Raw genomic sequence first — 24,225 nt, 5'->3', positions numbered from 1 at the left:
CACCATGGGTTGGTATATCGGAAAGAGACTCCTGCAGATGGTGCCGGTTTTCTTCGGTGCCACACTGCTGATTTATGCAATGGTCTTCGCCATGCCAGGCGACCCCATCGCTGCACTAGCTGGCGATAAGCAGCTGCCACCGGAGCAGGTCGCAGCACTGCGCGCCCACTACCACCTGGATGAGCCTTTCCTCGTCCAGTACTGGGAGTACCTCAAGGGCCTGTTCACCCTGGATATGGGCGAGACCTTCTCCGGTCGCTCGGTCGGCGAGGAAATCGCGCTGGCCTTCCCTATTACAATTCGCCTGGCTCTGATGGCCGTTGCCATTGAGGCCATTTTCGGTATCGGCCTCGGCGTTATTGCCGGTATGCGCAAGGGCGGCTTCTTCGACTCCACCGTTCTGGTGATGTCCCTGCTGGTTATCGCAACTCCGACCTTCGTGCTCGGCTTCGTGGCCCGCTACCTCTTCGGTGTGCGCTGGGAGATTGTCTCCCCCACCGTTGGTAGCGATGCCTCCTTTACCTCCCTGCTGCTGCCGGCATTCGTGCTGGGTCTCGTCTCGGTTGCTTATGTTCTGCGACTGACGCGCTCCGAGGTCTCGTCGGCACGCCATGCTGACTTCGTACGCACTGCCCGCGCCAAGGGCTTGCCAACCTCTGAAGTCACCCGTCGCCACATCTTGCGCAACTCGCTAATTCCCGTTGTGACCTTCATCGGCGCTGATCTCGCTGCTCTGAGGGGTGGCGCAATTGTCACCGAGGGCATCTTCAACGTGCCCGGTATCGGTGGCCTGATCTTCCACGCCGTCCAGATTGGTGAAGCTCCCACCGTGGTCAGCATCGTGACCATCCTGGTGGTTATTTACATGTTCGCCAACTTGCTCATCGACTTGCTCTACGCAGTCCTGGATCCGAGGATTCGTTATGCCTAAGCCAGATTCGACGCAGTTAGATTCGACTCAGCCAGAAAAGCAGTCCAACGCCGCGCATACCGGCACCGCACAGTCCGGCACCACCCAGGCCAACGCCGCGCAGGCACCAAACCCGGCGACGAACCCCGACCACAAGCAGTTGCCGGATACCCCACCACTGGGGCTCTGGGGTTCGGCCTGGCAGAACCTGCGTTACCGCGCACTGTTCTGGGTTTCCGCATTCATTATTTTGCTCTCCATCGCAGTGGCCGCGTTCCCGTCACTGTTCACCTCTGTGGATCCGACGGCGGCAAACCTGCGTGACTCGCTGGCCCCGGCCCGCGACGGCCACCCGATGGGCTTCACCCAGCAGGGCTACGACGTCTACGCCCGTGTCATCTACGGTGCCCGCGCCTCGGTCATCGTCGGCATCGGCGTCACCCTGGCCGTGACCGTGGTGGGCATCATCCTCGGTGCCATCGCTGGCTATCTCGGCGGTTGGGTCGACGCGGTGCTCTCCCGCATCACGGACATGTTCTTTGCCATCCCCCTGATTCTCGCCGGCATCGTGCTGATGCAGCTGTTTACCGAACGCACCATCTGGTCCGTGGTCTTCGTGCTCGCTGCTTTCGGCTGGCCGCAGATGGCGCGCGTGGTGCGCTCCTCGGTGATCTCAGTGAAAAACGAGGAATACGTCACCGCCTCCAAGGCGCTCGGTCTGTCCAGCACTGGCATTCTCTTCCGCCATGTGCTGCCGAACTGCCTCGCCCCTGTCATCGTCATGGCCACGACCTCACTGGGCATTTACATCGTCGCCGAGGCCACGCTGTCCTACTTGGGCATTGGCTTGCCGACGACCACCGTGTCCTGGGGCAACGACATCTCTGTCGCACAGCAGGTGCTCCGCCAGGCCCCGTCCAACCTGTTCTGGCCAGCACTCGCCCTGGCGATTACCGTTCTCGGCTTCATCCTCATGGGTGACGCTTTGAAGGATTCTCTCGACCCGAAGGAGCGTCGTCGATGAGCACCGACACCAACACTTCCGCAGCGCCCATTCTCACCTTGAAGGATGTCTGCATTGGCTTTCCGACGACCACAGCGTCCGGCCGCCGCAGTAAATCGTTGACCGATGTGGTGCATGACGTCGACCTGGAGGTTTTCCCCGGTGAGACGGTCGCCATTGTCGGCGAGTCCGGCTCGGGTAAATCCACCACTGTCCATGCCGCGCTGGGGCTGTTGCCCGGTGATGGTGAAGTCACCGGTGGCACCATCACCTTCGATGGCCGTGACATCACACACCTGACAGACCGCGAGTTTGTCAGTATCCGCGGCAACGGCATCGGCCTGGTCCCCCAGGACCCGATGACCAATCTCAATCCGGTGTGGACCGTCGGTTCCCAGATTAAGGAGGCGCTGCGCGCCAACAACATCGCCACTGGCTCCGAGGCCCACAAAAAGGCGATTGAGCTGCTGGAACAGGCTGGCCTGCCGAACGCTAAAAAGCGTATCGACCAGTACCCGCACGAGTTCTCCGGTGGTATGCGCCAGCGCGCGCTTATCGCGATGGGCTTGGCCGCGCACCCAAAGCTGCTGATTGCCGATGAGCCCACGTCCGCTCTCGACGTGACCGTGGCGAAGAAGATCCTCGACCACCTTGACAAGCTCACTAGCGAACTCGGCACGTCCGTGGTGCTTATTACCCATGACCTCGGCTTGGCTGCCGAGCGCGCTGACCGACTCGTCGTTATGCAAGCAGGACGTGTCGTGGAGACCGGCCCTGCTCTGGAAGTTCTCACCCGCCCGCAGCATCCATACACCAAGCAGCTGATCGCGGCGGCTCCATCGCTGGCTGCCCGGCGCGGTGATCGCGTGGTGGCGGCGCCGACGACATCGGATGCGGATCAGAAGGAGATTCTGGTCGCGAAGAACTTGGTGCGCGACTTTGCCATCCGCGGCGACCGTCCGTGGCGCAAGGATTCCTTCCGCGCCGTCGATGACATCAGCTTTACGCTGCGTCGCGGTCGCACCATCGGAATCGTGGGCGAGTCCGGTTCGGGTAAGTCCACTGTCGCAAATATGGCGCTGGGGCTGCTCGATCCGACAGAGGGCGAAGTGCTTTTCGACGGTAACCGCGTCCAGGGCCGGAATCGTAAAGAGGAGCTCGAGCTGCGGCGTCGCATTCAGCCGATTTTCCAGAACCCGTATGCGACGCTGGACCCGATGCGCACGGTGCATTCCTCCATCGAGGAGCCGCTGCGGATTCACAAGATTGGCACCAAGCAGGAGCGTGAGCAGCGCGTATTCGAGCTTCTCGACCGCGTCGCGCTGCCCGCGGAGATGGGTCGCCGCTTCCCCGGTGAGCTGTCGGGTGGCCAGCGTCAACGTGTTGCGATTGCGCGTGCACTGGCCCTGAACCCTGAGGTTGTGGTCTGTGACGAGGCGGTGTCAGCCCTCGACGTGGTGGTTCAGGCTCAGGTGCTCGAACTGCTTGCTGAGCTGCAGGAAGAGATGGATTTGGCCTACCTCTTTATTACGCATGACCTCGCTGTGGTGCGGCAGGTGGCTGATGAGGTCATCGTGATGGAGCACGGCAAGATGGTTGAACACCGTCCTACCGACGATCTCTTCGACCACCCGGAGAAGGAATACACCCAGCGGCTGCTGGACGCTATTCCGGGCGCTTCGCTGGATTTGGAGCTGTAGCTGGGCGGTGCCGCCCCCCCCCACACAGCACTTCACTCCACCCTCTGGGCTGGGGCAGATCGCACTTCACGACACGGGTGTCACCTCGTGCCAGCTGTGGAGGTGGCATGAGGTGACACCTGTGTCGTGAAGTCGCGAGGAGAGGCAGGCAGGCGAGCGGGAAGGCGGGAACGTGCAGGCGGGCAAGCAAGAACGGGCAAGCAGCCGGCTGCTACTCCTCGTCCAGCACCATGCGATAACCGACCCCCACCTCAGTGCGCAAGTACTTGTTGTGAGCCTGCTGAGGCTCAATCTTGTGGCGCAGCTGGGAGATGTAAACGCGCAGGTAGTTGGTCTCTTTTTCGTACTGGTCACCCCAGACGGCCTTGAGAAGCTCCAGTTTGGTCACCAGTTCGCCACGATGCTGCACCAGGTAGACCAGGATGTCCCACTCGCGCGGGGTCAGATGCACGAGCTCGTCCGCCACGAGAACTTGCCGTTTGGCCAGGTCAACCATTAGATGACCATCTGCGGAGGTCACCTTCGGCACCTCTTCGACCACTACTTTGCTAGCACGCCGCATGGTTGAACGCAGCCGAGCCAACAACTCCCCCATCGAGAAAGGCTTGGTGACGTAGTCATCGGCCCCTTCATTGAGGGCGTTGATTTTCCCCGCCTCGTCGTGACGTGCGGAGACAATCAGCACTGGAATATCGCTCCACCTGCGCAAAGAACGCAGAACTTCCAGGCCACTGACATCGGGCAAGCCCAGATCCAGGAGAACGGCGTCGGGCTTCCACTCGCTGACCGCGGCTAACGCCCGCGTGGCCGTTTGCGCGACACGTGGCTCGTAACCGCGGGCTTTTAAACTGACAAGCACAGTGCGGGCCATGGCGACATCATCCTCGACGATGAGTATCTTTCGCCCGGGTTTGTTGCCAGCCTGACCAGCGGGTTGTCCTGAACTGAGATTCATGGAATCCTACTTTCTCTCGCCCATTGCACGCGGCAACGTCAGCACGAAGGTAGCACCGCCGCCGGGTGTCTGTTCGGCGCGGATGGCGCCTCCCATGGCGTCGGCAAAACGCGAGGCGGCGGCAAGTCCCAGACCAAGGCCCTGAGATTGTGCCGAGTAGTCGCCAAGGCGTTGGAACGGTTGAAAAATCTCCTCCAACTTATCCTCCGGGATGCCCTTACCGTGGTCAATGATCAAAATGTCTATGCATGCGCTCGCAGCGATAGCACCCAGCGAGCCCATAACCGGCATGTCGGCGGGACCGCGCACACCGCGCTCGCTGGGCCGCGTACGAATGGTCAGGCTCGACTCCGGTGCGTACTGACGGCCGTTGATGACAATGTTGGAAACAATGCGCTGGATCAGCCCAGGATCGCCTTCCACCATGCAGGCGTCATGGTCAATATCGCGGTCAATGTGACCTGCGGCTTCCGGCAGCTCCGCACATACCGCGTCCACAACATCGGAGACGCTAACCGGCACACTTTCCACCCGCTTGGTGCTGGAGTCGATGCGGCTGGCATCGAGTAGGTTACCAATGACCACCTCTAGGCGGTCAGCGGAACTCTCGATTGTCTCCATGAGGATGAGACGCGTTTCGTCGTCAAGCTCGACGTCCTCCATGTTCATGCTGGAGATCGCAGCCTTGATGCTGGCCAGCGGTGTGCGCAGGTCATGTGAAACGGCGGTCAGCACCGCGCTGCCCACGCGGTTGCCCGCCTCGAGGGCAGCGGTGGCGCGGCGCATCGCGGCGATTTCCTCCATGTCCATGAGCGCCCGGATGCGGGAACCGTGAGCCGCAATCATGGCAGTCTCAGCGGCGGTGAGTTCACGGCCACTGAGCACAAAGCGCAGGTCATCGCCGGAGCTGACCTTAGTCATCGGCAGCTCTGTCGGCCACGGTTCGGACAAGCCGTGTTCGGCGGTGGTGACAATGGTCAACCACTTCTTGCGCTCTGAGGAGTAACGCTGCACGTCCACGCGCTCCATCGAGAACGTATCCGCCAAGCTGTGGACCAGGTTGGACATGTTGTCGCCATCGTGGACGACACCGTGTGCCAACTCGGACATTACGACTGCCTGATGCAGACTCCTGTCCGCCATCTCGCGGCGGCGCTCGGAACGCTCCACCACCGTCGCCACAGCCGCCGCAATCACACCGAAGAGCAGGATTTGAGCCAAGCTGGCCGGCTCGGTGATAGTCAGGGTGTTCACCGGGGCGGTGAAGTACCAGTTTGCCAGAATTGAGGAGACCACCACTGCCGCCAGCGCTGGCACCAACCCTGCCGCCATAGCGGCGAAGACTATCGGCATCAGATAGGTCAGCAGCAGTACGCCCAGGAACTCCGGGCCGGTGTCCAGCTGGTAGAGCAGCAACGTCAGTAGCACTGGCCCCACCAGTGCCAGCAGCCAACCGGTGATACGTCGCTCCTTGGAAAAGCGAGAGCGCAGTTTCTTGCGCCGCTTGGCTTTCTTCTCTGAGCTTGAGGAGATGATGTGCACATCGATGGGCTCAGCCTGGTCGATGATGCGCTGCGAGGTACTTAAGCCCACGTAGCGCCGCAGTCCTCGCTCCGAGCCAATGACCAGCTGCGATGCATTCACCGTGCGGGAGAACTCCAGCAGGATGCCCGGCACATCATCGCCCACGATGGTACGCCACTGCCCACCCAGCGACTCGGTGAGGTCCTGCAGTTTTCGCAGTCGACGCAAGTAGCCGCGGTCGAGGCCATCGTCATCACCGGTAATGTGCACGACAATCATCTCGCGGCCGGCCACGCGACCGGTCATACGAGCACCGCGACGAATCATGGCCTCGGCGTTGTTGTCATCACGCACCGCTACCACCACACGCTCGCGGGTAGTCCAATGATCGTCGATCTCCTCATCTTCGCGGTAGGAGTCCAGAACCTCTTCGACCTTGTCGGCCAGCCACAGCAGTGCCAGCTCACGCAGGGCGCTGAGGTTGCCGGGTCGGAAGTACTTCCGCAGCGCCAGTTCCGCTTGCTCCTTGCGGTAGATTTCGCCGCGGGACAGTCGGATACGCAGGGCATCCGGGCTTAAGTCGATGAGCTCAATCTCGTCCGCATCGCGGAGGACACGGTCGGGCACCGTCTCCATTTGGCGCACGCCGGTGACGGCCGCAACGACGTCGTTAAGCGATTCCAGGTGCTGGATGTTCATCGTCGAGATGACATCGATGCCTGCGTCGAGAAGCTGGTAGACATCGTGCCAGCGCTTGCGTTGCTGAACGAACTCGTTGTCCGGCTCATCGGTGACGACGGTGTGCGCGAGCTCGTCGACGAGGGCGACCTCAGGATGCATCTCGATAATCGCATCAACATCCAGCTCACGATAGGTGTTGCCTCGGTAGGACACCTTTCGGCAATCCAACACCGGCAGGCCTTCGATGAGCTTCTTCGTCCGCTCGCGACCGTGGTGCTCCACCAGCCCAACGACTACCTCGTGCCCGCGGGAGTACAGATCGTGCCCCTCGCTCAGCATGGCGCACGTCTTACCCACGCCCGGGGCGAACCCCAGGTAGACCTTCAGTTTTCCTCGCTTGGCCATTTCTTACAGACCTTTACTTGCCATACCTTGCCCAATCGCAGGATGCTTACTGTCCGTCTGTCAGAGCGGCGTTCAGCTTTACGACGTTGACCAGTCGCCCACCATCCTGCGAGCCCTGTTCCGTAATTGCGTTTTCACTATTTTCCGAGATCAACCGCTCAACCTCTGCCTGTGGCAGGTTGCGCTCCTTGGCCACGCGCGGTGCTTGCAGCTGTGCGTACTTCTCGGAGATATGCGGATCCAGACCGGAACCGGAGGCGGTGACTGCCTCCACCGGTACCTGGGCCGGGTCGATGCCCTCGCGGGCAGCGACATCGGTGCGGCGCTGTTCGATTTCAGCCTGGAACTCCTTGCTATACGGCGACACGTTCGATGCCGAAGACGACATCGCGTCGTAGCCATTATCCCCCGCAGCAGACGGGCGCGGGTAGAAAAATCCCGGCTTTGTCACTTCTTGGGCAATGAGCTCCGAGCCCTGGGCCTTGCCTGCGGAGTCATACATCATCGAGCCATCAGCGTTATCGGACCAGATTCGCCCCACTACCCAGATTGCGGCTGGGTACAGCAGGCCGATAACCACGGTGAGCAGCAAATATGCCTTGATTGTGGTGGATACCAACCGAAAGTTCTTGTTCATGTCCTTCTCGATTCTTTTCACATGTTGCGAGATGCCAAGTGCTGTGCGCTGGCTGCGCCGTTTGGCGCGAGGCCAAGGCACTTACATCCCGAACACTCCGGAGAGCAGGAGGTCAATAATTTTGATGCCGACAAACGGTGCGATGATGCCACCGACACCGAAGATGAGCAGGTTGCGGCTCAGCAGTGAGGCAGCCGACCCGGCGCGGTACTTCACGCCCTTGAGAGCCAGCGGAATCAAGGCGACAATCACCAGCGCGTTGAAGATCACTGCAGACAGGATGGCGCTTTCCGGCGAATGCAGGTTCATGATGTTGAGCTTGTCCAGGCCAGGCAGCGCCGTGACGAACATGGCTGGAATGATGGCGAAGTACTTCGCCACGTCATTGGCAATGGAGAAGGTGGTCAGCGCACCGCGGGTAATCAGCAACTGCTTGCCGATTCCCACCACGTCAATGAGCTTGGTCGGATCCGAATCCAGGTCCACCATGTTGGCCGCTTCCTTCGCCGCCGACGTACCAGTGTTCATTGCCACGCCCACATCTGCCTGCGCCAATGCCGGTGCATCGTTGGTGCCGTCACCGGTCATGGCGACCAGGCGTCCCTTCGACTGCTCCTTGCGGATCAACTCTAGCTTCTGCTCCGGGGTGGCCTCAGCGAGCACATCGTCGACGCCGGCCTCCTTCGCAATCGCATGCGCCGTCACCGCATTGTCGCCCGTGATCATGACGGTACGAATGCCCATTTCACGCAGCTGATCGAAACGCTCACGCATGCCAGGCTTAACGACGTCCTTGAGATAAATAACACCCAGCACTCGTCCGGACTCACCGCTGGTTACTTCGTCGCCGCCAAATACCTCGGCGACCACCAGCGCGGTACCGCCCGCTTCCGAAATGCGCTGGACAATGCCATCGACCTCGGGCGGCACGGTGGCACCGATGCACTTCATCAGCTTCACAATCTCCATTGCGGCACCCTTGACTACCTTGCGTTTCTTCTCGCCGCCGGTAGCGGGGAACTCGATACCACTCATACGAGTCTGAGCGGTAAAGGGAATGAAGGTCGCATTGGCATAGACGGATTCGTCGATGCGTTCATTCGATTCGGTTTCCGCGAGCTCGACAATGGAGCGGCCCTCGGGGGTTTCGTCGGCAAGCGAAGAAAGCTGGCAGGCGTGTACCAATTCAGCGTGCGTGGTGTCGCCGACCTCGGAGAACTCCGCAGCCTGACGGTTACCGAAGGTGATGGTGCCGGTCTTGTCTAGCAGCAGCGTGGCGACGTCACCAGCGGCCTCAACCGCACGGCCCGACATGGCCAACACGTTGTGCTGAACCAGGCGGTCCATACCGGCGATACCAATAGCGGACAGCAGCGCGCCGATAGTGGTCGGGATCAGGCAGATCAGCAGTGCGACCAGTACCAATGGGTCCTGCTCAGCGCCGTTGAAGACAGCCATTGGTGCCAAGGCGATGACGACCATGAGGAAGATCAGGGTCAACACGTGCAGCAGGGAACCAAGTGCCAGCTCGTTCGGAGTCTTCTTGCGCTGTGCGCCTTCGACCAGACCAATCATGCGATCCATGAAGCTCTCACCGAGCATGGTGGTGACCTCGATGGCGATGGCGTCGGAAAGCACGCGTGTACCACCGGTGACCGCGCACCGATCACCGCCGGCCTCGCGGATGACCGGCGCGGACTCACCGGTAATGGCGGACTCATCGACACTGGCAGCGCCGACGATCACGTCGCCATCGGCGGGAATCGGCTCGCCGGCGGAGACGATGACGATGTCACCCGGAACCAGGTCCGTGGCCGCGACCTTGGTGGTCTGCGCGGCTGGGTTCTCCAGTGCTGCAGCGGCGTTGGCGCCGTTGTTGAGCTTGAAGGCATCAGAGGTGGTGCGCGAAGCGCGCAGCGATTCCGCCTGTGCCTTGCCGCGGCCCTCAGCGACGGCTTCCGCCAGCGTTGCAAAAAGTACCGTCAACCACAGCCACACCGTGATGGAAATACTGAACAGCGACGGGTGCGCAATGGCCAGGACCAGCGTAAATGCGGCACCGACTTCGACCAGGAACATCACCGGGGTGGCGATGAGCTGGCGCGGGTTCATCTTGCTCAGCGCCAGCGGCAGAGCCGCTTTCAGTGCGCTGGGAGAAAATGCGGAAGATGCGTTGGAATTCTTGCTCATGACAGGGCCTCCGTCAGCGGACCTAGGACGAGGGTTGGTAGGAAGGTCAGGGCGCTGACGATGATTGCGATGGCAACGGTCAGGCCGACAAACTGCGGTCGGTGAGTTGGCAGGGTGCCAGCGGTCTCGGCGGCTGGTCGCTGCTTGGCGAAGTCACCAGCCAGACCCAGCACCATGACAATTGGAAGAAAGCGACCAAACAGCATGGCGAAACCGAGGCTCATGTTGAACCACGGGGTATCGGCACCGAAGCCCGCGAATGCCGAACCATTGTTGTTGGACGCACTGGTGAAGGCGTAAATCAGGTCGGAGAAACCGTGCGGTCCGTCAGCGGACACGGAGTCCAGCGTCGACGGCAGCATGGTGGAGATACCGACACCTGCCAGCACCAGCACTGGCATGACCAGGATGTAGAGGCAAACCTTGGTGATTTCCGAAACACCAATGCGCTTGCCCAGGTATTCCGGGGTACGGCCGACCATCAGGCCGGCGATGAATACGGTCAGGATGGCGATGATGAGCATGCCGTAGAGACCGGAGCCCACACCACCAGGGCTGATCTCGCCCAGCAGCATGTTCAGCATGAGCATGCCGCCTGCCAGTGGTGAGTAGCTGGAGTGGAAGCTGTCCACCGCGCCTGTCGACGTCATGGTGGTGGTCACCGCAAAGAAGGAACTCGGCAGCACGCCAAAGCGCATTTCCTTGCCCTCCATGCCGCCACCTTGGAAGGTCTGCAGCGCAGTCTCGCTGGACATAACGACAGCCAGAGAGATGAAGTAGAGCACCGCCATGGTGGACAGAATTGCCCAGCCCTGACGCTTGTCACCGATGATGACACCGAATGCCCTGGTCAACGAGACCGGAATCAACAGGATAAGGAAGATTTCCAGCATGTTGGTCCACGCATTCGGGTTTTCAAATGGATGCGCGGAGTTGGCGTTGAAGTAGCCACCGCCGTTGGTGCCCAATTCCTTGATGACCTCCTGCGATGCCACGGCACCGCTCGGGATAGTCTGGCTGCCGCCGGTGACAGTCTGGATAGTCTGTGGGGCCGAGAAATTCTGGATGGCACCCTGCGAAATCAGCAGAATTGCACCAATAGCGGCGATGGGCAGCAGCACTCGCAGGACGGTACGAGTCAGATCTACCCAGAAGTTGCCGATGTTGCCGTCACCGTGACGGTTGGCCAGGCCTCGGACCAGCGCCACCGCCACTGCAATACCGACTGCGGCGGAGACGAAGTTCTGAACTGCCAGGCCAGCCATCTGGGTTAGCACTGTCATGGCTTCTTCACCGGAGTAGGACTGCCAGTTGGTGTTGGTGGTAAACGACACCGCGGTGTTCCACGCCTGGTCCGGAGAAACTGGGCCCTTGCCGTGGTTGAGCGGTAGCCACTGCTGCACTCGCTGCAGCAGGTAGACGAAGATGACGCTGACAGCGGAGAAGCTCAACACACTGGCGGTGTACTTTGTCCAGTGCTGGTTGGCCTCTGGGCGCACACCGATGGCGCGGTAGAAACCGCGCTCAACACCCAAGTGTTTATCAGTGGTGAATACCCGCCCCATGTAATTGCCGAGCGGGATGTAAAGGATGGCCAGTGCGGCCATCACGATGATTACCGGGACAAATCCCATAATGACGTTGCTCACGAGAATCGCTCCGGATCAATCAGGGCGACCAGGACATAGCCCAATGCCGCCAAACCTAAAATGGCGCCGACGATCAATTCCCACGTCATAGTTTCTTCACCGCCTTTGCGCAGCCCTGCAGTAGCAGGAAGGCCGCAATGGTGAGTAGAAGAAGCAAAATGTCTACGAACATGACAGTTATAAAACACCCATACCTACTGCGGCGGGCACCTATTAACGCTTTTTTAACACCCGACTGAACTGGGGTTATGCGCTTAGAGATGCGCGAATGCACTTCTGATTAAGAAAGTGCCAATGCAGGTACGCGGCGAATTAATAGCCACTTCTGGGACCAAGTGGGGAGGGAGATCTGGGCAGGCGCGCTGATGTCGCCGACTTATCGATGGTTTTCCGTGACCTGTCGATGACTTCCCTTGTCTTATCGATGGTTTTCCACCACTTATGCGCACGCTGTGGGGTCTACCTGGCTACTTGTCGATGAGCTATTCACCTGTCGATGCGCTATAGCGTGGGCATCAGTGAATAACGCATCGACAAGTGGCCGCCCAACCCCGTCCCCGCCCTCGCCCCGCCGCCTCAGCCCCCGCCATCTCCGCCCCGCCCCCAGCCGGACCACGCGCTACCCGAAGGCTTTTGGACGCGAGCATCAAAAAACCGGGCACCACGCTTACCGCGTGATACCCGGTTTGTAAATGGATTGAGGTAGGTCGAAGCAACCGACCTGAATTAGCCGACCTAGAAGTGCCTAACTAACCAACCAAAGCTAATTAGTCCGCCGGAGCTGATTAGTCCTCCGGAGCAAGCTCGCTTTCAGTAACCCACTTGTGGTTCTTCATGGTCATACCATCATCGTCAATGTCGACCATGTACACCGGCTCCTGGGTGGAGTAGTCAACAGTGCCCTTGGCCCCCTTCATGCCCGCCATATGCTCGGCGTTGATGGTGATCTCGGAGCCGTCGGCAAGCGGTGCTTCGCCTGGGTTCTCCAGCTCCTCATGAACGACCCAGCGGTGGTCCTTCACCGGCTCACTGCCATCGGTCGGGGTGTAGGAAACGGAGTAGGTAGTGGTGTTGAAAACACCAACAACCTTGCCTTCTGCACCCTTCATGCCCGGCATGTGATCGGCGAGAACCTGCACTTCACTGCCGACCGGGAACTTCGCGTTGTCCGCCGCAATCATTCCCTCTGGAGCCGGACCACCATCGGCCGGATGGTCATGGCCGGCCATCGCGTCATCACCGTGGTCACCATGACCGCCATGATCATCGGCATCGTCCATATCATCCATGTCGTCATGGCCCTCAGTGCTGGTGGCCGACACGGAAGAGCTGGTCTCGCTAACAGTGCTGCTTGCCTCAGTACTAGCCGAATCATCGGAGGAGCAACCGGCCAGCACAAGGACGCTGGCGGCACCCGCGGCTACGAGAGCATCTAGTGGTCGAATATTCTTTGCCATGGTTGAGCTCCTTTGTTGTTGGTGTCAATCAATCTATGACCTCATAGCCTAACAACGCTCCCCCAGCGTCACCAGGACTTATCGCCCTCGGCGAACAGAGATAGTCCAGCCAGCCTCACCGGTCTGCTCGAAATTGGTGACCTCGTGGCCATCCTTCGCAGCCCACCGCGGAATCGCATCCGTGGCCTGGGTGCAGTCGAATGGAATCACCAGCTCCTCGCCGATCTCAATCTTGCCAATCGCGTCCTTGGCCTCGATCAGCGGGAATGGGCACACCGCGCCGACGGTGTCGAGCTCGTAACGCCCGCCGCCCAGCGGCTTGAGCTTGCCGTCTTCCTGCTTTACGACGCTCCGGTCGAGCAACGCTACCGGCGCGACAGTAAAGGCACCCGCCAGCGGGGAGGCCTCGGTGCCAGCGACACCGGCACCTTCGCTACCCGGCAGGGACACAGGCGAAGTAGCAGCCGAAGTGACCGGAGCAGTTGCCGATACCGCCGTGTCGTTGGTGGTGGAAGGGGTGCTCGGGACGTCGTTAAGCGAAGGTGCGGACGGCTTCAGCCAGAGCTTTGCGGCGATAGCGACACCTGCGGCGATGGACGCCAGTGCGAGCCAACCCTGGTAGCTGAACAGCGAGGTCTGAACCATGCCGTTACCGACGGTGCAGCCGCCGGCCCACGCAGCGCCGACACCCATGAAGATGCCGCCGACGACCGAGCGTGCACCCTGGGTGGCGTCCGGGACGCGGAGGCGGAATTCACCGGAGGCCTTGGCCGCGATGAAGGAGCCGACGAGGATGCCGAGGACGAGGAGGACGCCCCAGTCGAAACGCTCGGTGTCACCAGTGACAACGTAGTTGGCGAGGTTGGAGGACGGAGTCGTGATGCCGAGGCCGTCGTTGCGGCCGGTGGCGGCGGACAGCGGCCATGCGATAACGCCAAGTACACCGACGATGGCGGCGGTGGCGTACACGTGCCAGGTCTTTTCAGTCAGAATGTGCGCGAGACCGGACTTGCGCGGCGCCAGAGTGGCCGGGCGCGGACCGGAGAATTCTTCGCGCAGGAAGCGGACGGCGAAGTATGCCGTGACGGCGCTCAACGCGATGACCAGGGGCCAGATGCTAATGCCGAGCGAGGCGTGGATGCTGGTCAGGCCGACGGTGCGGTCCTTCAAGGCATCTTGTACCCCATTGAGGAAGCCAGTCTTCATGGCAGCAGCGGACAGAGCGTAAAAGACCAGTGCAATCCATGATCCGATCAGGCCTTCACCGGAGCGGTACCAGGTGCCCGAGGCACAGCCACCGGCCAGGACGATACCCAGACCGAAGATAACGCCACCGACGATAACAGCCAGCGGTGCCAGCTCCTTGTATTCGGGAGTAATCACGCCGGCGCTGGTCAGGGCGGCCAGACCGATGGCGTGGACGGAAATAACAATCAGCAAGGCGACGAAGCCACGCCAGCTGCGCTGAGTGAAGATATCGCGCAAGAAGCCGGTGACGCAGAAGCGTCCTCGCTGCATAACAAAGCCGAGCACGGCGCCCAGCGCTAGTCCTGAGATGAGCATGAGAGTGTTTCTCCTAAATTTATGAGCCAGTCCGTCATCAAAGCCATAATGAACAGACCTGTCTATTAGTGGATTAGAAGCTACTCTACACAGCGAAAAAAGTCCAACTTAATGAAGTTTTCACAGGGTAGAACACCTGCCAATAGACAGACCGAACCGTATAGTTGCTGGTGAGAAGCGCAAGTTGTGGCAAGCTAAAACACTATGAGCGCACAGAATTCAGCCCTGGTTGGACACCAGCGACACCAGCGGCTCCTTGCGATGCGCTCGATACTCGACCTTCCTTTTCCCCATGCTTTCGCCCTTGATCCTCAGGCGGTCATCGATATTTCCGGCGTGGCTCGCCTCAGCGAGCTCAATGCCAAAAATGTCGTGACAATCGACAGCTTGCGTTCACTCGCCCACACCAACACGCAGGACTTTTACGCCATCGATGACGCGGCAGAAGCTCTGGGTACCGCCTTGCGAATGGCGATTTCCTCCCGGCAGCTACTCTGGTTCAGCTCACTACCCCACAGTGATGTCGACAAGGTGCAAAACATCCTCGGCGGCGACATCGTTCATGTGGTGGGCCCGGAACTGGCCGTCGATAAGCTCGATGGCAGCACCCTCGAGCTTCCCACTGCACTGAAGCAGCGCGGAGAACCACTGGTGCCCATCGCTATCTCGCCAAGCGAGCTGGTGCAGGCCTGGGCACACGGCAGTCTCGAGCAGCAAAAACTGCTCGCTTACCTACTGGAGGGGACAAATACGCTGGTCATGCAGCAAAAGAATCTGCATGCACTACGCAAAGTCGGGACCAAACTCATCGAGCGCAACCCCGTGTGGCGCCTGCTCTACAACCCGAAAGTGTTGGCCTACCTGGTGGTGATGGTCTACTCTTCGCTCCGCGCGCTACCTGTGGTTTTCGTCCCCGGATTCCACGGCAATGTCTGGGTGCTGTGGAGCATCGACATCATTACCGCTATCCCCTACACCTGGGGAATTGTCGAGATGATCACCGGCCGCTCATTCGGCCGAAGAATGCTGGGGCTCCTGATCACCGTAGTGACTTTCGTCTCGCCCTATGTCTATTTCTGGGCCAACGGACGCGATTATCCGGTGTGGGTCACCATCTTTGTCATTGCGTTAATTGTTGCAGCCTGCGCCGTCGAATACATCCGCTGGCTGCGCGACCGCGCCATCTCCGCAATCCTGCGCCAACCGCCCACCAACTGCCGCTAGCGACCGCTAAGCGAGCGCCGCACGCCGCCAATAATCAGCCAGGCACCGGCGGCAACGTTGACAGCCACAAGCCCGTGGATAGACGCCTTGCTTAACGACGCTGCCATCGTCTCACTTGCGATAAGCATGCCGGTCGAGACAATCCAGATGAACGTTGCGGCAATGTTGGCAATCCGGCCGCGTTCCACGCGGAATGGATGCGTGTAGTGCAGCGGCACCAACGTCATTGCGCTGAAGATAAAAATGGCAGAGATACACACCGCCATGGGCGCGTTCCATACCCACAGCAAGACTGCCACGATGTTCCACGCGGCGGGGAAACCAACGAAGTAGTAATCGCCAGACTTGGCGGCTTCGTTGGCATAGCAGAACATCGACGACACCAGGACCAGAATCATCAGGGCGATCGCCAACGGACGTGGCCCCAGCGGCAGATACATGACCATGAAAGCGGCGGGTATGGCGGTCCAGGTGAGATAGTCGACGATGTTGTCCACCACTGCGCCGTTAAACCACGGGACGACTTCCTTGATGTGATGCTTACGCGCCATATTGCCATCGACACCATCGACGACGAGGGCAATTCCCAACCAGAGCCACATCCAATGTGGGCGGCCCTCCAGCAGCGCGACCACAGCCAGCGTTGCCCACACCAAACCGGTCAGCGTAAAGGCATGCACAGCCCAGGCGATGACATGCTGGCGCCGGGTGAAGCGGGTGAAGGTCGCGGCGGTGCTGGCAGTATCGGCGCAGGCAGTATCTGGCCCACTGGCGGCACTAGAACTGGCATTGTCGGAGCGGGTAGTAGCGTTCACGGCAGATGTCCTTTAGAGAACAAATGCGCACAACTGCAAACCTTTATCGCAGTTGTGCGCAGAGTCGATTTTTTCAATCGGTGAGTATAACGGCCGATGGATCGTTTTCCCGTATTTTTACTCGGGCTTGTGCCGAGTTATTTAACGACGATCCTCGAACCAACCGGTAACAGCCGGTGCTGTGTTCTCGTAGACCAGCTTGGCTTCGGTGTACTCCTCCAGGCCGGTCGGGCCCAGCTCGCGGCCAATACCGGACTGACCAAAGCCACCCCACTCGGCCTGTGGCAGGTAGGGGCCAAAGTCGTTGATCCAGACGGTACCGTGACGCAGCTCGCGAGAAACGCGCTCAGAAACCTCGCGGTTAGATGTCCACACCGCACCGGCCAGGCCATATTCGGTGTCGTTGCCGATCTCGATGGCCTCGTCAACCGTGGTGAAGGTCTCCACCGTCACCACCGGTCCAAAGGCTTCGTCGTGAACGCAGTCCATTTCGCGGGTGACCTGGTCAATCACGGTTGGGAGGTAGAAGTAGCCGTCGGCAAGCGAGGCGGAACCATCGGCGGTGGTGCCCGTGGCGATCTCGCCGCCTACGCGCACACGAGCGCCCTGCTCACGAGCCCGATCGACGTATGCCGCGACCTTATCCAAGTGCTGCTTCGAAATCAGCGCACCGGTCTCGGCCTTCTCGTCGAGCGGACCGCCGAGCTGGATGTGTCCGGCGCGCTCGACCAGATCGTCGACAAACTTCTCGGCGATGGACTCCTCCACAATCAAGCGAGCGCCCGCCGAGCACACCTGACCAGAGTGCAGGAAGGCAGCATTGAGGGCATTGTCCAAAGCGGCTTCGTAATCGGCGTCGGCGAAGATGATGTTCGGGTTCTTGCCGCCGAGCTCAAGCGCGACCTTCTTCACAGACTTAGCCGCTTCACCAGCAATAATCTTGCCAGTGACAAGACCGCCGGTGAAGGAGACCATGTCCACCTTCGGATGCGAGGACAGCGGTGCGCCCGCTTCGGCACCGGCTCCGGTAATGAGGTTGGCAACGCCTGCCGGAACACCCAGATCATCGATGACGTGCATGAGCAGAATTGCTGTGTGCGGAGTCAGCTCCGCCGGCTTGAGCACAAAGGTATTGCCCGTGGCCAGCGCCGGTGCAACCTTCCATGCGGTCTGCAGCAGTGGGTAGTTCCACGGCGTAATCAGGCCACAGACACCAACAGGTTCACGCACAATACGCGCGACGACGGACGGGTCATCCGCATCCACGAGACGACCGGCATCATTGCCCGCGAGCTTCCCGAAGTACTCAAAGCAGGCGATGATGTCGTCCATATCGGCTGCTGCCTCAGGCAGACGCTTGCCGGTATCCATAGCCTCTGCCCAGGCAAATTCGTCCTTGCGCTGCCTGATGGCAGTACCGATATCGAGTACCAACTTGCTGCGCTCAGCTGTGCTCCAGGATGCCCAGGAACCTTCTCCGGTACGTCGGAAAGCAGCGTCGGCGGCGGCGATGGCGCGCTCGGTGTCGGTGGCGTCTGCTTCCGCGACCTCGGCGATGAAAGAGCCATCGGCCGGGCACTCGATGGTGCGAGTGTTGCCAGCGGCTGCAGCGGACCAGGTGCCGTTGATAAACAGCGTGGCGGCCCCTTCGTGAGATTTGGCGGTCTCGGGTGCGAGAGCCTTATCAGTAGTGGAAGGCTTAAAGGTCATTTAGGAATCCTCCTTGGCGTAGTCATCAGACCATTCGCGGACAGGTTCGGCATTATCGGACAAATCTGAGGTGCCCGGGAGATCAGACTGCATATGCAGGAACTCCAAGTGCCGTTCGTAGAGGTCGAGGACGTCGGAAATCAGCTGCTCTTGGGTGTATCCATAGACGTCGTAGCCGAGCGAGCCGGTAAGCGTGAAGACCTCGAGGCGGTAGTAGTAAATATCAGCATCACTGTCCAGGTGTACCAGGCCAGCGAAAGACGGCGTCAAGTGTTCAACCGGATAGACCTGGTAGCGGAAGCTCATCTCCTCGCCGAATCCGACCTGCAGGTCAATCTGGTCGATGCCAACTTCTTCTGCTGGTTCACGGTGCAGCGTCACTTCGCCGCCACGGTCCCTGATAGCTTCTGCCACCTGTTCAAGCGCGGGCTGTACCACTCGGTCGAGGTAGCGCATGACTGGCTTCTTGCCCGGGAAGGACATGGAGCGGGCAAGTCGCTTACGCCAGTCGCCCTGTTCGCCATCTACGGCGCGGCCCGACATCGCACCATGGAGGGCCCGACGTGTCGAATCCTGTTGCAGCAGCTCCAGTCGCAGCGACTTAAAGAGGCCATACATCACCAGATAGATGACAAAGGCGAACGGCAGGCCCATCACAATCGTCGCGGACTGCAGTGTCGGAATACCACCGACGTAGAGCATCGCGATGGTCAGCACACCGACCACGACAGCCCAGAAAATACGGGTCCACTTCTTACCGTCCTGCTGTGTGTCGGTGATCTTCGAAGTGAAGTTACTCATCACCAGTGCTGCCGAGTCAGCCGAGGTGATGTAGAGCAGCAGACCGATCAGGGAGGCGACTGCCGCCACCAACATCGGTGCCGGGTACTGCTCTAGCAGAAGGTAGAAGGCGCGCTCCGGGTAATCCAATGCAGTCTGCCCAAACTCCGAATCGCCACCGATAACCAGGTCCAGAGCCGAGTTACCGAACACCGATACCCACATCAGAACGAAGAGGAATGGAATGGTCAGCGTGCCGACGACAAACTGACGCAGACTACGGCCACGGGAAATGCGAGCCAGGAACAAACCGACGAACGGTGCCCAGGCCACCCACCAAGCCCAGAAGAACAGGGTCCAGGAGTTCAACCATTCCTGCGCTCCGGAGAACGCGTAGGTATCCATAGTCATGGACGGGAACTTCGAGACGTACTCACCGACGTTCATCACCAGTGCGTCAAACAGGAACGCGGTGCGGCCGGTAACCAGGATGTAGAGCATCAAGCAGATGGCCAGGCCAACGTTGAGCTCCGAGAGACGACGAATTCCCTTGTCGACACCGGAAACTGCGGAGGCGATAGCCACCGATACGGCCACGACGATTAGAGCGATCTGCCAGGACGTACTCTCATCCACCCCGAACAGTACACGCAGGCCGTAATTCAGCTGGACGACGCCGATACCCAGCGAGGTTGCGACACCGAAAACGGTACCCAGCATCGCCGCGATTTCGACCGCTTCACCAGCGGGGCCGTGGATGCGCTTGCCGATAATCGGATAGAGCGCCGAACGAATGGTCAGCGGCATGTTCAGGCGATACGCGAAGTAGCCGAATGCCATACCCATCAGGGCGTAGAGTGCCCAACCGGTCACGCCATAGTGGAAGAGCGTGAACACCACTGCCTGACGTGCAGCTTCGATGGTCTCCGCGTCTCCGGTCGGCGGGCCATAAAACTGTGCCACCGGCTCCGCTACCGAGAAGAAGAGCAGGTCAATGCCGATACCCGCCGCAAAGAGCATAGAGGCCCAGGAGAACAGACCAAACTGAGGCTTGGCGTGATCGGGGCCGAGCTTAATCTGTCCCGTTCGCGAGATAGCGACGTAGAGCATGAAGAGCACTGCCACCGTCGCGGTCACAATATAGAACCAGCCGAAGTTCTTCGATACCCAGGCGACAATGCCAGCTAGGGTGTCCGCTGCATTGTCCGGGGCAAAAATAGCCCAAAGGGCAATGGCGAGAATGCCAACGCCTGAAATAATAAATACAGGCCAGTTGATCTCAGGCTCAGAGGGCGCACTCGCTTGCGCTTGTTGTGGAGGGGCCGACTGCGATCGCTGCATTTCTTGCGACGATCCAGATTTTTCCTCCGTTACCTTCTCAGTTGGCGGAGTATCAGACATAGGAAAATCCTTCAGATTCGGGAACTAATCCAGCATACCTAGTTTGAATAATCCCTCAAGTTTAAGAATCGATTCAGAAGAATTCGCCACCCCAACATCAACATCTTCACCTGCATATTTACCCAGTTTTCAAGGCGTTTAAAATCATTCCAACTGGAATTGAATACCAATTGTGTGGCATTCTGTATAGGTGAAGGGGATTTGAGATACGCCTCCGGCCACTTATTCCAATATCAATATATAGGGCTCGCCTTTAAATATTACTTGGGGCTTATCGGGGCTTATCACAGTCCTTGAAAACTATTCCGATATACATCGGCAAACAACCTACGGAGGTACACCAGAACATGGGAGCTTTCCCGGCTGTCTTCAACTACGGTAAAAAGAATGGCAACACCACAGTCGAACACCGCGACGTCGTCATCGTTGGCGCGGGCTCTGCCGGCTCTGTGCTGGCTAACCGGCTGTCCGCAGACCACACTCAGCAGGTGCTCGTACTCGAGGCCGGCCGCATGGACTCCCTCTGGGATCTCTACATTCACATGCCTTCGGCGTTCTCCTTCCCAATCGGCAACAAGTACTACGACTGGAAGTACGAATCCGAGCCGGAACCGGAGATGAACGGTCGCCGCATCTACCACGCCCGCGGCAAGGTCGTCGGCGGCTCCTCCTCCATCAACGGCCAGATCTACCAGCGCGGTAACCCCATGGACTACGACAAGTGGGGCGACACCAAGGGGCTAGAGAACTGGGGTTGGAACCACGTTCTGCCTTACTTCAAGCGCATGGAAAATGCACTCGGCTCCGACAAGGACGACCCGCGCCGTGGCCACGACGGCCCACTGCGCATGAAGCGCGGTCCGGCCGATTCTCCGCTGTTCAAGGCCTTCTTCAAGTCTGTCCAGCAGGCCGGCTACAACTACACCCCGGACGTCAACGGCTACCGCCAGGAGGGCTTCGGTCCCTTCGACGCGAACATCGACAAGGGCCGTCGCCTCTCCGCTGCCCGCGCATACCTGCACCCAGCCCTGCAGCGTCCAAATCTGGAGCTCCGCACCCGCGCAGAAGCCACCCGCATCCTCTTCGAGGGCACCAAGGCCGTCGGCATCGAGTACACCTGGAAGGGTCGTACACACCAGGTGCGAGCAGACAAGGTCATCCTCTGCGGTGGCGCTTTCAACTCTCCGCAGCTGCTCGAGGTCTCCGGCGTTGGCGATGAGAAGATTCTGAATGCCGCCGGAGTGAACGTCGTCAAGCACCTGCCTGGTGTCGGCGAGAACCTGCAGGACCACCTGGAGGTCTACATTCAGTACAACGCCACCCAGCCGGTGTCTTCACAGCCGTACCTGGAGAAGTGGCGTTGGCCGTTCATCGGTCTGTGGTGGATGCTCACCCACAAGGGCCCGGTGGCAACGTCGCACTTCGAGGGTGGCGGTTTCGCGCGCTCCAACGACAACGAGCCCTACCCGAACCTGATGTTCCACTTCCTGCCGCTGGCCATGCGTTACGACGGCACGAAGATCGATAGCCCGCACGGTTTCCAGTTCCACGTTGGTCCGATGTACTCGGATGCCCGTGGCCATGTCCACATCACCTCCTCGGACATCAAGGTCAAGCCGTCGATTCTGTTCAACTACCTGTCCACTGATCAGGACCGCCGTGAATGGGTCGAGGCTGTGAAGGTCTCCCGTAAGCTGCTGGACACTCCGGCAATGAAGGAGTACACCGACGGCGAGATTTCCCCGGGTGCAGATGTGCAGACCGACGAGGAAATTCTCGAATGGGTTCGCAAGGATGCCGAGACCGCACTGCACCCATCCTGCACCTGCAAGATGGGGCCGGCCTCCGACGAGATGGCCGTGGTCGATCCGGAGACCATGCAGGTCCACGGCACCGATGGCCTCTACGTGGTGGACGCTTCGGTCATGCCGGGCATCACCAACGGCAATATCTACGCACCGACCATGATGATTGCCGAAAAGGCCGCTGACCTCATCGCCGGCAAGACTCCGCTGGCACCGCAGGACATTCCTTTCTACCGCGCTGGCCAGGGTATGCCGCTGGATCCGCCGGAGAGCACCAAGTAGTTCTTGAGTTTTTGAGGCGGTAGCGCGGCGTCTATTGCGCAACGCCGTACGTCGGCACCGGCCGGGTTCTCCCACGCGGGGGAATCCGGCCTTAGTGTTACTCTCGCCCTATGAGCAGCACAACCTCGCAATCACCCGAAAACCTCCGACGCTCATCAATCATTCTGGCACCGATGGCCGGTGGCCCATCCACGCCCGAACTCGTCGCTGCCGTTTCCAATGCTGGCGGGGTTGGCACCCTTGCCGCCGGATATCTCACTGTCGAAAAGCTCACTGAACAGGCACGGAAGACGTACGCACTGCTTGACGACGGCGCAGGTTTCGGCATCAACCTCTTCTGCCCCAACACGGCTGACGCCGGTGTCGGAACCTCAGAGGAGGAAGTTGCTCAGTGGACCGCTTTTCGCAATCGTCTGGCGCCGACCGCTACCCACTTCGACATCGACTTGCCTGACACTCCGACCTGGTCAGATGACTACTTCTCGGCGAAAGTCGAGGCAATTTTGGCGGAAGATTTTCTGCCCAACCCCGATGCGCTGGAGTTCGTCTCCTTCACTTTTGGCTACCCAGATAAAGAGGTCATTGCTCAGGTAAAGGAATCTGGCCGCAGCGTGGTGCTCAATGCGACCTCAATTGAGGGCGTACGGGCGGCGGCTGCAGCTGGCGCTGATCGCATTGTTCTACAGGGACTAGCTGCGGGTGGGCACCGCGCATTCGTAAAGGGGAAGGACTCCTCCGACAACATTGGGGCCTCTGTAGAAGAGCTCGCCCAAGCAGTTATCGAGGCATGTGCAGTTACCGATGTACCGATCATCGCCGCTGGTGGGGTGGGTAACCGAGAGGACGTCGTCAAGCTTGTGGAAGCCGGCGCGATGGCTGTGCAAGTTGGCACGCGGTTCCTCACCACCGCGGAGGCGGGTACGAAGGAGACGCACCGACGGGCACTGCATGATTTGGTGGAGCGTGACACCGTTTTGACTCACGCCTTTTCCGGTAAACCTGCACGTGCCATCGAGAACACGTTTACCCAAGAGTTTTCTAGGGTCGCGCCGGAACTTTACCCGCAACTGCACTACTTGACCACACCGATTCGAGGCGCGGCGAATAAGGCCGGCGATCCCGAGTATCTCAACTTATGGGCAGGTATTGCTTTTTCTCAGTGCGAGAACCAAACTGCGGGCGATGTTGTTGCGGAGTTGTCAGTGTCAATGTAACCGCTATCAGACTCCCCTATCCACAAATGTCGAAATGTTCCATATCAACAGGTAGCCCATCCACGCACTTACCCGAATATTTAGGTAGCCATTTAGCTACCTTCCAGCAAAACTATTGAATTTCCAGCTATATCAACTATCGTTCGCGACAGTGGAAATTCAAAAAATTAATATCACTAATAGGACTTATTCGTATTATTAGTGATTTATGAACCACACCAATACGATTCCGAAAGGCAAACTGGCTCTTCCGTTTTTAGAGTGCGTTGATCTTCCCCTGCAGCTGTCCGGAGTGGATCAAGCACCGCAAGATGTAGTGG

The 24,225-nt window shown here is 59.6% G+C and carries 17 protein-coding genes; 6 read left to right on the top strand and 11 right to left on the bottom strand.

Features of this window, described 5'->3' with window-relative positions:
• Positions 1–4: 4 nt before the first annotated feature.
• Genes QP981_RS00085 through QP981_RS00075 form a run of 3 tightly spaced genes read left to right on the top strand, consistent with a single transcriptional unit; the run spans position 5 to position 3,613 of the window.
• Positions 5–931: an ABC transporter permease gene (locus QP981_RS00085; protein WP_284857245.1), complete on the top strand. Its 927-nt coding sequence runs from the start codon at positions 5–7 to the stop codon at positions 929–931.
• On the top strand, positions 924–1,934 hold the full coding sequence (locus tag QP981_RS00080) for an ABC transporter permease (RefSeq protein ID WP_284857247.1): 1,011 nt from the start codon (positions 924–926) through the stop codon (positions 1,932–1,934). The genes QP981_RS00085 and QP981_RS00080 overlap by 8 nt, the downstream gene beginning before the upstream one ends.
• The gene (locus tag QP981_RS00075) at positions 1,931–3,613 is read left to right on the top strand and encodes a dipeptide ABC transporter ATP-binding protein (RefSeq protein ID WP_284857248.1); all 1,683 of its coding nucleotides are present in this window, start codon (positions 1,931–1,933) and stop codon (positions 3,611–3,613) included. Before QP981_RS00080 ends, QP981_RS00075 begins: the two co-directional genes overlap by 4 nt.
• A gap of 211 nt (positions 3,614–3,824) precedes the next feature.
• Here QP981_RS00075 and QP981_RS00070 read toward each other — a convergent pair whose 3' ends face one another.
• From QP981_RS00070 to QP981_RS00035, 8 genes are all read right to left on the bottom strand, one after another.
• Positions 3,825–4,568, bottom strand: coding sequence for a response regulator transcription factor (locus tag QP981_RS00070; RefSeq protein WP_049181799.1), 744 nt, complete (start codon positions 4,566–4,568; stop codon positions 3,825–3,827).
• 6 nt (positions 4,569–4,574) lie between these two features.
• Positions 4,575–7,178 carry a sensor histidine kinase gene (locus tag QP981_RS00065; RefSeq protein ID WP_284857249.1) on the bottom strand — a complete coding sequence of 868 codons (2,604 nt, stop codon included), beginning with the start codon at positions 7,176–7,178 and terminating at the stop codon, positions 4,575–4,577.
• Between the two features lie 46 nt (positions 7,179–7,224).
• The gene (gene kdpC / locus QP981_RS00060; protein ID WP_048734312.1) at positions 7,225–7,815 is read right to left on the bottom strand and encodes a K(+)-transporting ATPase subunit C; all 591 of its coding nucleotides are present in this window, start codon (positions 7,813–7,815) and stop codon (positions 7,225–7,227) included.
• Between the two features lie 81 nt (positions 7,816–7,896).
• Positions 7,897–10,005: a potassium-transporting ATPase subunit KdpB gene (kdpB, locus tag QP981_RS00055; protein WP_284857250.1), complete on the bottom strand. Its 2,109-nt coding sequence runs from the start codon at positions 10,003–10,005 to the stop codon at positions 7,897–7,899.
• Positions 10,002–11,654: a potassium-transporting ATPase subunit KdpA gene (gene kdpA, locus QP981_RS00050; RefSeq protein WP_049181802.1), complete on the bottom strand. Its 1,653-nt coding sequence runs from the start codon at positions 11,652–11,654 to the stop codon at positions 10,002–10,004. Before kdpA ends, kdpB begins: the two co-directional genes overlap by 4 nt.
• Positions 11,651–11,743, bottom strand: coding sequence for a potassium-transporting ATPase subunit F (locus QP981_RS00045; RefSeq protein ID WP_016421618.1), 93 nt, complete (start codon positions 11,741–11,743; stop codon positions 11,651–11,653). Before QP981_RS00045 ends, kdpA begins: the two co-directional genes overlap by 4 nt.
• Positions 11,744–12,439: 696 nt before the next feature.
• The gene (locus QP981_RS00040) at positions 12,440–13,111 is read right to left on the bottom strand and encodes a YdhK family protein (protein WP_187404924.1); all 672 of its coding nucleotides are present in this window, start codon (positions 13,109–13,111) and stop codon (positions 12,440–12,442) included.
• Between the two features lie 78 nt (positions 13,112–13,189).
• Positions 13,190–14,674: a YeeE/YedE thiosulfate transporter family protein gene (locus tag QP981_RS00035; RefSeq protein WP_284857251.1), complete on the bottom strand. Its 1,485-nt coding sequence runs from the start codon at positions 14,672–14,674 to the stop codon at positions 13,190–13,192.
• Between the two features lie 204 nt (positions 14,675–14,878).
• On the opposite strand from QP981_RS00035, the gene QP981_RS00030 reads away from it, so the two are divergent.
• Positions 14,879–15,898 carry a hypothetical protein gene (locus QP981_RS00030; protein ID WP_284857252.1) on the top strand — a complete coding sequence of 340 codons (1,020 nt, stop codon included), beginning with the start codon at positions 14,879–14,881 and terminating at the stop codon, positions 15,896–15,898.
• Here QP981_RS00030 and QP981_RS00025 read toward each other — a convergent pair.
• The 3 genes from QP981_RS00025 to betT all read right to left on the bottom strand — a co-directional run bounded on the left by QP981_RS00025 (position 15,895) and on the right by betT (position 20,604).
• Entirely contained in the window at positions 15,895–16,713 is an 819-nt protein-coding gene (locus tag QP981_RS00025) for a CDP-alcohol phosphatidyltransferase family protein (RefSeq protein ID WP_284857253.1), read from the bottom strand. The genes QP981_RS00030 and QP981_RS00025 overlap by 4 nt on opposite strands.
• A gap of 141 nt (positions 16,714–16,854) precedes the next feature.
• Positions 16,855–18,423: an aldehyde dehydrogenase family protein gene (locus QP981_RS00020; protein ID WP_284857254.1), complete on the bottom strand. Its 1,569-nt coding sequence runs from the start codon at positions 18,421–18,423 to the stop codon at positions 16,855–16,857.
• Positions 18,424–20,604, bottom strand: coding sequence for a choline BCCT transporter BetT (betT, locus tag QP981_RS00015; RefSeq protein ID WP_284857256.1), 2,181 nt, complete (start codon positions 20,602–20,604; stop codon positions 18,424–18,426).
• Between the two features lie 347 nt (positions 20,605–20,951).
• Between betT and betA the strand changes: the two genes are divergently transcribed.
• The gene (betA, locus tag QP981_RS00010; RefSeq protein WP_284857257.1) at positions 20,952–22,691 is read left to right on the top strand and encodes a choline dehydrogenase; all 1,740 of its coding nucleotides are present in this window, start codon (positions 20,952–20,954) and stop codon (positions 22,689–22,691) included.
• Between the two features lie 110 nt (positions 22,692–22,801).
• Complete coding sequence (locus tag QP981_RS00005; protein WP_284857258.1) at positions 22,802–23,905, top strand: NAD(P)H-dependent flavin oxidoreductase; 1,104 nt, start codon at positions 22,802–22,804, stop codon at positions 23,903–23,905.
• Positions 23,906–24,225: the final 320 nt, after the last annotated feature.

Source organism: Corynebacterium sp. MSK047, assembly GCF_030232285.1.
Taxonomy (GTDB): Bacteria; Actinomycetota; Actinomycetes; order Mycobacteriales; family Mycobacteriaceae; genus Corynebacterium; species Corynebacterium jeikeium_D.
This window is presented reverse-complemented; position numbering and strand designations above follow the sequence as displayed.